Consider the following 14,138-nt stretch of genomic DNA (forward strand, 5'->3'; position numbering starts at 1 on the left):
TTAATAGTTCAATCTTTGTTATAATCAATTATGAAAAGTCATATAAGGAGGTTTGCAATTGTTTGATTCAATTGAATTAATAAAAAACTATTTTAATGATGAACCAATTGAAGACTACAAACTTGAAGAACTTAATATTAAATATGAAGCTTGTAGTTTTCAAATTCAAAATATTACTTATAGAAGTAGACGAGCTAAAAAGACAGCTAATAAAAAAGGTTATTTTGTCGTATTTTGGGTTAAAGATCAAAATGATCAAAACAGACCTTATACATATTCAGAAACACCGGATAAACTCATCATAGCTATATTAGATAACAATAAAAAAGGGCTATTTATTTTTCCTAAAGATATTCTATTTAAGCAGAAAATCATTAGTAATCATGAAATAAAGGGAAAAATGGCAATGAGAGTTTACCCACCTTGGGAAAATCCTTTAAATAAAACTGCTAGTCAAACTCAAAATTGGCAAAAAGAATTTTTCATAGATTTATCTAACATATCATTTATTACCTCTTAACTTGTATATACAAGTTTAACAAGATATAATATGTTCATATTCATATAAAGGGGAATTATGATATGCAGAATGATTTTGATTATAAGCAAATGCTTAAAGGTGAACTATACATAGCGCACGATATTCATGAATCTAATGGTTCGAAAAAAGGAAAAATGCTAGCAGATAAAATTAATTATACACCTATTGAAAATAGTGATGAGATAATTAAGTTAGAAAAAGAACTTTTTGGTAAAACAGGTAAAAATATATATTTACATCCACCACTCTATGTTGATTACGGTAGACATATCAATATTGGTGAGAATTTCTATGCTAATATGGATTGTATATTTTTAGATGTGAATCATATCAATATCGGCGATAATGTTATGTTTGGTCCAAGAGTGAGTTTATATACAGCAGGTCATCCAATTGATCCAACAATACGAAATGAACAATTAGAATTTGGTCATGAGATTAATATTGGAAATAATGTATGGATTGGTGGAAATGCAGTCGTATTACCAGGCGTTTCGGTAGGAGAAAACTCTGTAATCGCATCAGGAGCAGTCGTAACAAAAGACGTGCCACCAAATACAGTCGTAGGTGGAAATCCAGCAAAAGTCATTAAGCATATCACAAGCTCTGATTATGACAAATGGCATCAAATGAAATTAGAATATTATGAGAAAAAACGACAATCAATAGAAAATTCATAGTCTTTAAAAGATCACCTCTATGTAGGTGGTCTTATTTTAATAAAATCCTAATATTCTTCCTACAAATCCTATTATAATGAGAGTTGTGGCAATATACCATTTTATTTGAGTATGTTTCATCTCTTCCTTATTTGCCTTTTCTTTTTCATCAAATAAAGATATAAGATCATCTTTCAAATCTTTTATATCAGTTTTTAACTCTGTTCTTAAATTATTCATATCGCCCTTAATCTCTGATCTTAAATTATTTATATCGCCCTTAATCTCTGACCTTAAATTATTTATATCGCCCTTAATCTCTGACCTTAAATTATTTATATCTGTTTTTAATTCTAATTTTGTTGTAGTTAATTCTTGCTTTACTTCCTTGATATTATCTTCGAGTGTATTAAAGCGTGAGTCCATATGATTTTTATGTTCTTCAAATTCAGGTCTTGTTACAAAGTCCATTTTTATCACCTCTTAGTTGTTAATATTATTTAAGTGTGGTGTGAGATAACTAGCGATATATCAGTATATTTTATTCTCTATATTTTATATTATTATAAAATATATTTATTTTCAAATCAAGTTTTACTACGCCTATTTGCAGGTATATCATTCTAGTTATTTACACTTGTGTCTACTTCTGTAAATACTGGCTTCCTTAGTTACACTTCGTATGACTTTTGTTACTATAGACGCCCTTAGTTACAATTCCTACGACTTTTGTTACTATAGGCACCCTTAGTTACAATTCCTCTGACTTTTGTCATTAACTTCTCCCCCATATTTTATCTTCTCAATCACCACCACACACTCCCCCATAAATCCAAACACAAAAAACCCTCAAAGCTTATGCTTTGAGGGTTAATAGCAATTAGTATTGCTTCATATATTGGTCTCTTTCCCATTCTGATACTTGTGTACGGTAATAATCCCACTCTAATGATTTAGATTGTATAAATTGGCGATAGATATGATTACCTAATGCTTTTTTGACAACTGTATTTTCTCTCATTGCTTTAACAGCTGTGTAAAGTGTTGATGGTAAGTCTTGTACACCTACCGCTTCACGTTCTTCTCTATCCATTTCATAGATATTTTGATCTACTGATTCTGGTGGCGTTAATTTATTTTTAATACCATCTAATCCAGCTTCAAGGATAGTAGCTAATGCTAAGTAAGGGTTAGCTGCTGGGTCTACTGAACGAATTTCAACACGAGTTGATAACCCGCGAGATACAGGTATTCTTACTAATGGTGAACGGTTTTGACCACTCCATGCAATATAACATGGTGCTTCGTAACCAGGCACTAAACGTTTGTATGAATTTACTAATGGGTTACATACTGCTGTAAATCCACGTGCATTTTTCAAGATACCAGCAATAAAGTGATAGGCATCATCCGTTAATTGCATTTCTCCATTTGGGTCGAAGAACGCATTTTCTTTACCTTTGAATAATGAAACGTTAAAGTGCATTCCGCTTCCGTTTACACCAAATAATGGTTTTGGCATGAATGTCGCATGCAAGTTATGTTTACGTGCAATTGTTTTTACAACTAGTTTGAATGTTTGAATGTTATCACATGCTGTTATAGCATCAGCATATTTAAAGTCGATTTCATGTTGACCAGGTGCTACTTCATGGTGACTTGCTTCAATGTCAAAGCCCATATCTTCTAATTCTAGAACGATATCACGACGACAGTTTTCACCTAAATCTGTAGGAGCTAAGTCGAAGTATCCACCATTATCATTTAATTCTAATGTTGGTTCTCCTTTTTCATCTAATTTGAATAAGAAGAATTCTGGTTCAGGTCCTAAGTTGAAATCTGTAAATCCTAACTCTTCCATCTCTTTTAATACACGTTTTAAGTTTGTACGTGGATCACCAGGGAATGGTTTGCCATCCGGATTGTAAATATCACAAATTAATCGTGCTACTTTACCTTTTCCTGCTGTCCAAGGGAAAATTACCCAAGTATCTAAGTCAGGACATAAATACATATCCGATTCTTCAATTCGCACGAATCCTTCAATTGAAGAACCGTCAAACATCATTTCATTGTTTAATACTTTTTCTAATTGTGCAATTGGTACTTCAACGTTTTTAATTGTACCTAAAATGTCAGTAAATTGTAATCTCAAATAACGTACGTTCTCTTCGTCAGCAAAACGAAAAATATCTTCTTTTGTAAAAGTTTGTTTAGCCATGTGATTATCCTCCAGTTTTTAATTAAAAAATCTTGATAAATCTCCACGGTTAAGTGGTCCCTCTGTTTTAGAAGTTCCTCTAATTACCCGCTCTCTCATCTTCAGTTCTTCATCAGAAAGGTCATTTTCTTCTTCCAAAAGAATTTGTTTAATGCCTTTCATATTAAATCCCTTTTCGATAAGATTTTTAATTTCCAGTAATCGTTCAAGGTCATTTAAAGAAAATAACCGTTGATTACCTTCAGTCCTTTTGGGCGAAACGAGCTCATTGCTTTCATAGTATCTGATTTGTCTAGCTGTTAGCTCTGTTAACTTGATTACGACACCAATCGGGAACACGGCCATGTTTCTTCTGATTATGTCTCTTGACAGCACGACCGCCTCCTTTAGTAAGAACTTGTTATAAATTTAGCACATAAATTTTCAGAAAACAAATGAATGTCAGGAAACCTTACATCTTTTATAATTCAACAAGATTTTGCTTGATTAAATGCTGTACAGCACGCGTTATCGCAATTTTAACATGCTCATAAGTTAAGCCACCTTGAATGTATGCTTCATATGGTGGTCTTATTGGACCATCTGCTGTTAACTCTATTGAAGATCCTTGAATAAATGTACCTGCAGCCATGATGACATCATCTTCATAACCTGGCATATAGCTAGGCATCGGACTAAAATGAGCATTAATTGGAGATGCGTGTTGTATCGACTGACAAAATGCAATCATTTGTTCTTTTGTTTCAAAAGTAACAGATTGAATAATATCTGTGCGTTTATCTTGGTAATGTGGTGTCGTTGTCATATTTAATTTTTCTAACAAGCGAGAAGTAAATAAAGCACCTTTCAAACTTTGACTGACAACATGCGGTGCTAAGAAGAACCCTTGGTACATTTCTGGCAAACTCCCTAAAGATGCGCCCGCTTCTTTACCAATTCCTGGTGCCGTTAATCTGTATGCACAACGTTCTATCAGGTCAGCTTTTCCTGATATATACCCGCCAATTTTAGCTAAACCACCTCCTGGATTTTTAATTAAAGAACCTGCTATTAAATCTGCACCTATTTCAATTGGTTCTTTACCTTCAACAAATTCTCCGTAACAATTATCCACAAATATAATTTTATCTGGATATACTTCTTTAATCGCTTTGATTGCTTGTTCAATTTGTTCAATTGTTAATGAAGGTCGTGAACTATAACCTTTTGATCTTTGTATCGCAATAACTTTAGTATTTTCATTAATATTTTCTAACACTGAATGAATATCTATTTTATTTTGTTTCAATGGTACTTCTCGATAAGCGATACCTTGTTCAATAAAACTTCCAATACCATTACCATTTATACCGATTACTTCTAATAACGTATCATAAGGTGTTCCTGTAATATATAATAATTCTTCCCCATATTTCAGTTGGCTGTTAAGCGCTAATGTTATAGCATGCGTTCCTGAAATAATTTGTGGTCTTACTAAACTGTCTTCAGCTTTAAATACTTTACTATAAACATCTTCTAAATGATCTCGACCTATATCATCGTATCCATAACCTGTTGTACCGATTAAGTCTGATTCAGTGATTTTCACTTCGTGAAATGCATCAAGTACATGTTCTTGAGCGATTAAAGCATTTTGTTCGATTTGATCAAAGTATGGTCTTAATTCTTTTTCTACATCAATAATTAATTCTTTTAATTTCTGTGCCATTTATTTACCTCTTATTTCTGTTTATAACCTTTTATGTGATATGTTTCTGTTTCTTCATCAAAATCCATTTTTTCAACTAAAGTATGTGTTTTTTGCCAATATAATTTGTCAGCATCACTTGATGATATATCCATTTCATAATAATCCATTGTCTCTTTAATCATATCGACTAATTTTTCTTTAAATATAGCTTTATCATTAGAATTTTTTGCTGAAACAAATATAGATTGTCCTGATATTGCCGAATGATTAGAAGGTGCTAAATCTTTTTTATTAAATACGACTAACATCGGAATATGGCCCATATCTAATTGATTGACTAAAGTCATAACCGTTTCATACTGTTCCATATAGTGTGGATGACTTGCATCTACTACATGAACGAGTAGTTGCGCATATTTCGCTTCTTCTAAAGTCGATTTAAATGCTGCAATCAATGTTGTAGGCAACTTCTGAATAAACCCAACTGTATCAGAAAGTATAACGTTAAACCCGTTATTTATCGTAATTGCACGAGATTTAGGATCTAAAGTCGCAAATAACAAATCTTGTTCAAATGTTTCATCATTTGATAACTGATTAAACCATGAAGATTTACCGGCATTTGTATAGCCAATTAATGCAACTTGGTAAGCTTGATTATGTTGACGTCGTTCTCTATATCGTGATCGATGAGAAACAATAGTCTCTAATTGATGTTTTATTTCATTCATTCTAGTACGAATATGTCTTCTATCTGTTTCTAATTTCGTTTCACCTGGACCTCTCGTACCAATACCGCCACCTAAACGAGATAAGCTTTTACCGTGTCCAGATAATCTCGGCAATAAATAATCTAACTGTGCTAATTCAACTTGCAATTGACCTTCTCTACTTGAAGCTCTTTGAGCAAAAATCTCTAAAATCAATTGCGTGCGGTCTATAATTTTTGTATTAAATAATTCATCTAAATGTTTTGATTGCGCAGTTGTCAATTCATCGTTTGCGATAACTGCATTCACTTTAATATCATTCAATTCGATATATTCAATGACTTCTTCTATTTTACCTTTACCAAAATAATATTGTTGATCAGGTCGTTCTCTTTTTTGAGTAAAGACTTCCATTACTTCTAGTTGACTTGTGACAGCAAGAGATTCCAATTCTTGAACTGTTGATTTGAATGTTGCTTCATCATCTTTTTTATCATGAATTGCTAACAGGATTACTTTTTCTATTTCATGTTTTGTCGACTTCATATCGTTTTTCATTTTATCACGCTCACTTTAAATATATTTTAACATATAAACATGCATGCAAATTGATATGACTTTAATAAATTTTTGATTATAATAGAATTAAGAAAAGGAGTGATGGCAATGTCAATTTATGACTTCGTTGTTGCAAAAACGAACGGTGAAGAATATTCATTATCTGAGTATAAAGGAAAAGCAATTTTAATTGTTAATACAGCAAGTGAATGTGGATTCACACCTCAATTTGAAGGTTTAGAGGCTTTATACCAAGATTATAAAGATCAAGATTTCGTGGTATTAGGATTTCCATGTAATCAATTTGGTAATCAAGAACCCGGTGACTCTTATGAAGCATACCAAAATTGTAAATTAAATTATGGTGTAACTTTCCCAATGCATGAAAAAATAAAAGTTAAAGGTTCTGAACAACATCCTTTATATGAATATCTTACTTCTGCTAAAAAAGGTATTTTAAATGGATCAATTAAATGGAACTTTACTAAGTTCTTAGTGAATAAAGACGGAGAAGTTGTGAATCGATTTTCTCCACAAAAAAATCCTGAACAATTAAGAAGTTCAATAGAAGCAGTATTATAGTGAGATTCACATAAATAAACGGCTAAGACATAATAATGTCCTAGCCGCTTATAATTTCAAATACAATTATTGTTCGCTATCTTGATTTAAATCATCTTGAGCGTCTACGAAAGTTGAGATAGCATGTTTGTAAATTAGATGTTCTTTCCCGAGAATATCTAATAATACAACTTTGTCGTCAAAGTCGACAATTTTCCCTTTCATTTGAAATCCATTTAGTAAGAATACTGTAAGTTCAGTTCCTTCTGACTTGAATTTCTTAAGTAAAACTTCTTGAATATTTTCTTTCTCTGCCATATGACTTTCCCCTTCACTTGGATAATTGGATTACGTTGTCTGCGATTTCTGTTAAAGACTGTTTATCCCGTTGAAACCAAGTCACATTCATTTTATTTTTAAACCAAGTCATTTGACGTTTGGCATATCTTCTTGAATTTTGCTTGATTTGTTCTGTAGAGGTTTCTATGTCTATTTCTCCTTTTACTACTGGTACCAATTCTTTATATCCAATTGCTTGCATACTTTGAGCATTTTGATATCCTTTCTCAACAAGATTAGACACTTCTCTTAATAATCCTCGCTCCAACATCATGTCAACGCGCATATTAATCCTTTGATATAATGTTTCGCGCGACATTTCTATCCCAATTAATATTGTACTATATTTTCCAGTAAATGTCTGGCTTTTCTTTCTTTCACTTAAAGTTTTTTTCGTATTTAAGTAATATTCAATTGCTCGTTCCACTCTTTTTCGGTTGTTTGGATGCACTGATGACGCGGTTTTCGGGTCAATCTCATGTAAATAATTGTGCAATTCAATATTTGATAATTTAGATAATTTATTTAATTTATTTTTTGTAATTTCCATTTTTTCAGAACTAATTCTCTCTTCTTCAAGGTTATAATCATATAAAACCGACTGTACATATAAACCTGTACCACCGACAAGTATTGGCAATTTTCCTCTATCATGAATATCTTTAACAATTCTTTCGAAGTCTTGTTTAAATTGATATACTGAATATGGTTCATCTGGTTCATAAACATCTATTAAATGATGAACAACGCCCTCTTTTTCTTCTTCAGTTACTTTTGCTGTTCCAATATCTAAACCTCTATAAATTTGAAAGGCATCACCATTAATAACTTCACCATTTAAAGATTTGGCTAATTTAATGCTTAATTCTGTTTTACCTACTGCAGTAGGACCTACTATTGCAATTAATGGTTTTTCATTCATTGAATATTTCCTCTTTTTCTAATTGTTTAATTTGTATCGTCAACCAATTATATAAATGTTCATACACTGCATAACGGTTTGTCTCAAATAACACTTCGTGACGTTTATTCTTATATAATTGTACTGTGACATGTTTGACTCCAGAACGTTTATAAATAGAAGCTAATTGTTTAATGCCGTTACCAAATCCACCAAAGTGATCTTCTTTACCTGACACTAATAAGATAGGCATATTTATATTTTGTTTTTTTATATAACTGATTTTCTTAGTTTGTACAGCCGCTTTAACTGTTTCTAGTAGTACTTTATGAGAAATTGGAAATCCTGAATACATATCTTTTTCATATTGTTCACGATTTTCATCACTTTGACTTAACCATTTATGATCTTTATTTAAATCTTTATGTTGTCTATTCATTGTCTTAAAAGCAATATTATTAATAAACTTTGATTTTGTGCGACTTCCTAAAAATAAATTCACAAACTTTAATGCATATAAATTTAAATTACCTTGAATTTTAGGATAAACAACCGTCCCAGATAGTATCAAAGCATCTACATCATTAGGATAGTCATGAACATATTGCCTCGCTACTAGCGAACCCATAGAATGTCCAAGTAATATAAATGGCAATTCTGGATTCAGTTCGTTTTTAAACGTATCCCTTACTTCTTTAACGTCGTCGACTAAATCTTGTAATGCATTAAAATGACCTCTTGAAGAAGCTTCTATGTTCATACCATGACCTCTGTGGTTATGACGTAAAACATGATAACCTCTTTTACATAAATATTCTGCTACTGCATCATATCTATCTTTATGTTCAGCCACACCATGCAGTATATGTATAATTCCAAACGGTTTTTCATCCGTTTTATCAATTGTAACTTCTAAAGTTTGTTCTGTAGATAATGTAATTCTATGATTAAATCGTCTCAAAGACATGCGCCTCCCTTATAAGACATTATAGCAAAATCTATAGCGCTTAAAAATATATTCACAAATCAATCATACAATATATAAAAAAACCTACCGACAAAAAATTGTCAGTAGGTATAAATAAATGATTTATAAATTATTTAACAATAGCTGGTTGATCATTTGGATTAACCGCTTCTTTAATAGCTTGTTCTAATTCATCTTTATAAACACGTTTAGTATCATTATCATAATTTAATACTTGAGCCATTACTTCAACAATTGCATCTTTATGATCTAATACATATTGAATATCAAAGTATAAACGTCCAGAACGACGTACTAAGAAGTCAGTTGGTTTATGAACCATTTCTTTTTGAATGCTGTATATAACTTCAGCATATACTTCGATTGGAAGATTAACGTCTGCAATTTGTGTAGCATGTGCAATAGCAAATACTTCATCTACATTAGATCCGTATTTTCTAGCTAAATAACGTGCTGCATCTTCTGATAAGTTGTAATTTTTAGCTTCTTTAACTTTGCTTTCAACGAATGATTCATAATTTTTACTACCACCAACGTTACCGCCAGAAATGTAAGTTTCCTTTGTACGACAAGGTTTGAATGATAATTTATATTCTTCTTTAAGGCGTTTACTTAATAAATCAACAATATCTTGAGCCATATGACGGTAACCTGTTAATTTACCACCAGCAATTGTAAGTAGGCCTGAATCACCTTCCCAAATTTCGTCTTTACGAGAAATTTCTGATGGATCTTTACCTTTTTCAAAGATTAATGGTCTAACACCTGCCCAAGTTGATTCGATATCTTTATCTTCAACTTTTACAGTTGGGAACATATAGTGAATAGCATCTAATAAATATTGACGATCTTCTTCTGTAACTTTAGGAGAAGATTTATCATTATCATAAATTGTATCAGTAGTACCAACATATGCTTTTCCATCTCTAGGAATTGCGAAAATCATTCTGCCATCATTTTCTGTATCAAAGTATACAGCTTGACCTAATGGGAATACGCTTTGGTCAATAACAATATGAACACCTTTAGTTAATCTAAGTTGTTTATTGTTTGTTGAATAGTCTTTACCACGTACTTCATCAACCCATGGACCTGCCGCGTTGATAACTCTTTTACCTTTAATTTCGAAAATTTCATTTTGTAATAAATCAGTTACTTCGATACCTGATACTTTTTTCTTTTTGTTGTATAAGAATTTATTTGATTTAGCATAGTTAATGATATCTGCACCAAATTCACGTGCGCGTTTCATAACTTCAATTGTTAAACGAGCATCATCTGTACGGTACTCAACATAGTAACCACCAGCTTTTAAACCGTCTTGTTTTACAAGTGGTTCTTTCTTAATTGTTTCTTCTCTGTTTAACATTGTACGACGTTCAGCTTTCTTAACACCTGCTAAGAAATCATAAACTTTCAAACCGATTGATGTTGTAAATGGACCCATGCTACCGCCTTTGTGTAAAGGTAATAACATCCATTCCGGTGTTGTTACGTGAGGACCATTTTCATAAACGATTGCTCTTTCTTTACCAGTTTCAGCAACTACGCCAACTTGGAATTGTTTTAAGTAACGTAAACCACCATGAACTAATTTCGTACTTCTAGAACTTGTACCTTGTGCAAAGTCTTGCATTTCAACTAATGCTACTTTCATACCACGTTGCGCTGCATCTAAGGCGATACCTGCACCAGTGATTCCTCCACCGATAACAACTACGTCATACTCAGTATTTTTAAGTTGATCTTTAACTTGATTACGATTTAATGCTGATAATTGTTGCATAACCATTTCCTCCTATAAAATGTAAAAAAATGAGAGACCTATCCCTACAAAAATTGTACGAACAAAGCCTCTCATGTCTCTACGAAATATTAACTTACCTTAATGATAACACAACTTAATCTAATTTAAAAGCTTGAGTGGCTTTTACTGCAGTTTTCCAACCTTTATAAAGTTTTTCACGCTCTTCTTCTTCAAGTTCAGGTTTGAATTCTGTTTCTAATTTCCAACGTTGTTTTATCTCATCTTTAGATTTCCAGAAACCTACTGCTAATCCAGCTAAGTATGCTGCACCTAATGCAGTTGTTTCATTTACTTCTGGTCTTTCTACTGGCGTATTTACAATATCAGCTTGGAATTGCATTAAGAAATTATTCTTAACAGCGCCGCCATCAACTCTTAATGTTTCAACATTAATACCAGAATCTTTTTCCATTGCTTCTAACACATCTCTAGTTTGGTAACATAATGATTCTAAAGTTGCTCTAATGAAATGTTCTTTTTCAGTACCACGTGTTAATCCGAAGATTGCACCTCTAGCATCTGCATCCCAATAAGGTGTACCTAAACCAACAAATGCTGGTACAACGTATACGCCTTCTGTAGATTTAACACGATTAGCATAATCTTCTGAAGCTGGTGCTGATTTGATCATTCTTAAACCATCTCTTAACCATTGAATAGCAGATCCTGATACGAAAATACTACCTTCAAGTGCGTAGTTTACTTTTCCATCTAAACCATAGGCTAATGTTGTTAATAAACCACTTTCAGATTTTACAGCTTTTTCACCAGTGTTCATTAACATAAATCCACCAGTACCATATGTGTTCTTAACTTCTCCACTTTCGAAGCAAGCTTGTCCAAATAATGCAGCTTGTTGGTCACCTGCTACACCAGCGATTGCTATTTTCTCACCGAAGAAGTGATGCTCTTGAGTATAACCATATACTTCACTAGAAGGTTTAACTTCTGGCAACATAGAAGCCGGTACATCAAGATATTCTAATAATTCTTCGTCCCATTTTAAGTCATAAATGTTATACATTAATGTTCTACTTGCGTTTGAGTAATCTGTAACATGAACGTCACCTGTAAATTTCCAGATTAACCATGTATCAATTGTTCCGAATAATAAATCGCCGTTTTCAGCTTTTTCTCTAGCACCTTCAACATTATCAAGAATCCATTTTACTTTTGTACCTGAGAAATATGGATCTAATAATAGACCTGTTTTTTCTTTGAAAATTGGTTCTAAATCTTTAGATTTTAATTCTGTACAAATGTCTTGAGTTTGTCGAGATTGCCAAACAATTGCATGATAAACTGGACGTCCTGTGTTTTTATCCCATACAACTGCAGTTTCCCTTTGGTTTGTAATACCAATACCTTCGATTTGCTTTGGACTAATGTTATTTTCATTAAGTACACTTGAAATAACTGCTAATACTGATGTCCAAATTTCATTAGCATCATGCTCAACCCAACCGCCTTTAGGGAAGTATTGTTTAAATTCTCTTTGACTCACAAATTTGATAGTACCTTCTTTATCAAAAAGTATTGCTCTTGAACTTGTTGTACCCTGGTCAATTGATAAAATGTATTTTTCCATATTAAACACTCCTATAAATTTGTATATTACAGAATTTCTGAAACTTCGTCTTTAAGTATTGATTTATTTAAGAAAATACCAGACAATACGACAATCACAGTAAAGATGATTGAGAAAATAACGAATCCGTTTACAACCCCGTTAAAGAAAATGTTAAATAATGCAGCACCTAACATACCGCCTGAAATAGGCCCTAATAGTGGTACAATCGCATATTTCCAATTTGAACTTCCTTTACCCGGAATTGGTAATAACATATGCATGATACGTGGCCCGATATCACGAGCTGGGTTAATGGCATAACCTGTCGCACCACCTAAACTTAAACCAATTGCTACAATTAATAAACCAACAATTAATGGGTTTAAGCCATCAGTAAATTTATTTGTTCCTATAAATAATAATCCCATAACTAAGATCATAGTTCCAATAATCTCACTCATAAAGTTTGCTACATAGTTTGGATAAGATGGACCAGTAGAAAATACACCTAATTTAGCACCTTGATCTTCAGTTTTTTTCCAATGGGGTAAATAAGTAGCCCATACTAAAGCAGCACCAATCATAGCACCAAGCATTTGTGCCACAATAAATGGAACAACTTTAGACCATGGGAATGATCCATCAATTGCAAAGCCTAGTGTAACAGCTGGGTTTAAATGCGCCCCGGATACATTTCCAACTGCATAAACGCCAAGCATAACAGCTAGTCCCCAACCTAATGATATAACAATCCAATCTGCACCTTTACCAAGTGTACCTTTTAGATTGACGTTAGCACACACACCACCACCAAACAATATTAAGATGGCTGTACCGATTAATTCTCCTAAAAATTCACTCATATTAAACACCCTCCTAAATAAAATATGCTAATACATAAAAATCCCCCTACGTTGAACTACACATAATATTTATATAGTAATTTATACAAATTTAACGCATAGTTTCTTTTCGTAGAGGGTCTCATTTACTCATCTCATATATTAACTTAATTAGAAGTATAATACTTTATGAAAACGTTGTCAAATAGATTTACCAAATTGTAATATCACTAGACGTAACATATTGTGCACCGCTTTCAATTGCTAAATCAATTTCTTCTTTAGTATTAATTAAACCGCCCGCAATAATTCGCTTACCTGTTTTATCACTGATTTCTTTGATTACTTTAGTAGCAACACCTGGTAGAACCTCTACTAGATCAGGGTCTGATTGTTTAATAAGTTCAATACTTCTACTTAACGCAGTGCTATCAAGAATAAATACACGTAATATGGTTAACGTATTTAATTTTTTTGCACGCTTAATAATTTTTGATTTCGTTGATATGATGCCATGTGGTTTATATTGTTGTATAACATATTCAACAGCTGCTTCATCATTTGATAAACCTTTTATTAAATCAATATGAAGCATCACTTCTTTTTGATGCTTTTTCATTTGCTCTAAAATACCTTGCAAATGTCCGATATGTGTATCTAATAAAACGCATCTCTCGTAATCCATCTTAAAGAATTTTTCCATATCTTTCATAGAGCGAATAGCTGGTAATATATGATTATTCATTTTATC

The 14,138-nt window shown here is 32.4% G+C and carries 14 protein-coding genes and 1 pseudogene; 3 read left to right on the plus strand and 12 right to left on the minus strand.

From position 1 onward, the window contains the following. The first annotated feature begins 58 nt into the window (after positions 1 to 58). Together MHH94_RS08025 and MHH94_RS08030 are read left to right on the plus strand one after the other, a co-directional pair. On the plus strand, positions 59 to 520 hold the full coding sequence (locus tag MHH94_RS08025) for a MepB family protein (protein ID WP_078355742.1): 462 nt from the start codon (positions 59 to 61) through the stop codon (positions 518 to 520). A gap of 62 nt (positions 521 to 582) precedes the next feature. Further along, positions 583 to 1,221 (plus strand): sugar O-acetyltransferase, encoded by a 639-nt coding sequence (locus MHH94_RS08030; RefSeq protein WP_078355741.1) that lies wholly within the window; start codon positions 583 to 585, stop codon positions 1,219 to 1,221. A gap of 36 nt (positions 1,222 to 1,257) precedes the next feature. Here MHH94_RS08030 and MHH94_RS08035 read toward each other — a convergent pair whose 3' ends face one another. From MHH94_RS08035 to hflX, 5 genes and pseudogenes are all read right to left on the minus strand, one after another. After that, the gene (locus MHH94_RS08035) at positions 1,258 to 1,671 is read right to left on the minus strand and encodes a DUF1640 domain-containing protein (RefSeq protein ID WP_058591437.1); all 414 of its coding nucleotides are present in this window, start codon (positions 1,669 to 1,671) and stop codon (positions 1,258 to 1,260) included. A gap of 409 nt (positions 1,672 to 2,080) precedes the next feature. Continuing rightward, positions 2,081 to 3,421 (minus strand): type I glutamate--ammonia ligase, encoded by a 1,341-nt coding sequence (gene glnA, locus MHH94_RS08040; protein WP_048542707.1) that lies wholly within the window; start codon positions 3,419 to 3,421, stop codon positions 2,081 to 2,083. 137 nt (positions 3,422 to 3,558) lie between these two features. After that, a pseudogene (locus MHH94_RS08045) lies at positions 3,559 to 3,796 on the minus strand (MerR family transcriptional regulator); the annotation flags it as partial. Positions 3,797 to 3,881: 85 nt separating this feature from the next. Beyond that, positions 3,882 to 5,129 carry a methionine gamma-lyase family protein gene (locus MHH94_RS08050; protein WP_217843826.1) on the minus strand — a complete coding sequence of 416 codons (1,248 nt, stop codon included), beginning with the start codon at positions 5,127 to 5,129 and terminating at the stop codon, positions 3,882 to 3,884. 11 nt (positions 5,130 to 5,140) lie between these two features. Next, positions 5,141 to 6,379 (minus strand): GTPase HflX, encoded by a 1,239-nt coding sequence (hflX, locus tag MHH94_RS08055; RefSeq protein WP_075577914.1) that lies wholly within the window; start codon positions 6,377 to 6,379, stop codon positions 5,141 to 5,143. Between the two features lie 108 nt (positions 6,380 to 6,487). On the opposite strand from hflX, the gene MHH94_RS08060 reads away from it, so the two are divergent. Next, complete coding sequence (locus MHH94_RS08060; protein WP_048542702.1) at positions 6,488 to 6,961, plus strand: glutathione peroxidase; 474 nt, start codon at positions 6,488 to 6,490, stop codon at positions 6,959 to 6,961. A gap of 66 nt (positions 6,962 to 7,027) precedes the next feature. Here MHH94_RS08060 and hfq read toward each other — a convergent pair whose 3' ends face one another. From hfq to MHH94_RS08095, 7 genes are all read right to left on the minus strand, one after another. Beyond that, positions 7,028 to 7,258, minus strand: coding sequence for an RNA chaperone Hfq (gene hfq, locus MHH94_RS08065; protein ID WP_058591434.1), 231 nt, complete (start codon positions 7,256 to 7,258; stop codon positions 7,028 to 7,030). A 13-nt stretch (positions 7,259 to 7,271) separates the two neighbouring features. After that, positions 7,272 to 8,201, minus strand: coding sequence for a tRNA (adenosine(37)-N6)-dimethylallyltransferase MiaA (gene miaA, locus MHH94_RS08070; protein ID WP_340840546.1), 930 nt, complete (start codon positions 8,199 to 8,201; stop codon positions 7,272 to 7,274). Next, complete coding sequence (locus MHH94_RS08075; protein ID WP_325957630.1) at positions 8,194 to 9,141, minus strand: alpha/beta hydrolase; 948 nt, start codon at positions 9,139 to 9,141, stop codon at positions 8,194 to 8,196. Before MHH94_RS08075 ends, miaA begins: the two co-directional genes overlap by 8 nt. Before the next feature lie 136 nt (positions 9,142 to 9,277). After that, on the minus strand, positions 9,278 to 10,954 hold the full coding sequence (locus tag MHH94_RS08080) for a glycerol-3-phosphate dehydrogenase/oxidase (protein WP_058591431.1): 1,677 nt from the start codon (positions 10,952 to 10,954) through the stop codon (positions 9,278 to 9,280). A 115-nt stretch (positions 10,955 to 11,069) separates the two neighbouring features. Continuing rightward, a complete protein-coding gene (glpK, locus tag MHH94_RS08085) occupies positions 11,070 to 12,563 on the minus strand; it encodes a glycerol kinase GlpK (RefSeq protein ID WP_049318999.1) in 1,494 nt (497 codons plus the stop codon). A 26-nt stretch (positions 12,564 to 12,589) separates the two neighbouring features. Further along, positions 12,590 to 13,408 carry an MIP/aquaporin family protein gene (locus tag MHH94_RS08090; RefSeq protein ID WP_048542691.1) on the minus strand — a complete coding sequence of 273 codons (819 nt, stop codon included), beginning with the start codon at positions 13,406 to 13,408 and terminating at the stop codon, positions 12,590 to 12,592. A 190-nt stretch (positions 13,409 to 13,598) separates the two neighbouring features. Continuing rightward, a complete protein-coding gene (locus MHH94_RS08095; protein ID WP_048542689.1) occupies positions 13,599 to 14,132 on the minus strand; it encodes a glycerol-3-phosphate responsive antiterminator in 534 nt (177 codons plus the stop codon). Between the last annotated feature and the right edge of the window lie 6 nt (positions 14,133 to 14,138).

This window comes from Mammaliicoccus sp. FSL K6-3158 (assembly GCF_038005105.1).
In the GTDB taxonomy this organism is placed as follows: Bacteria; Bacillota; Bacilli; order Staphylococcales; family Staphylococcaceae; genus Mammaliicoccus; species Mammaliicoccus sciuri.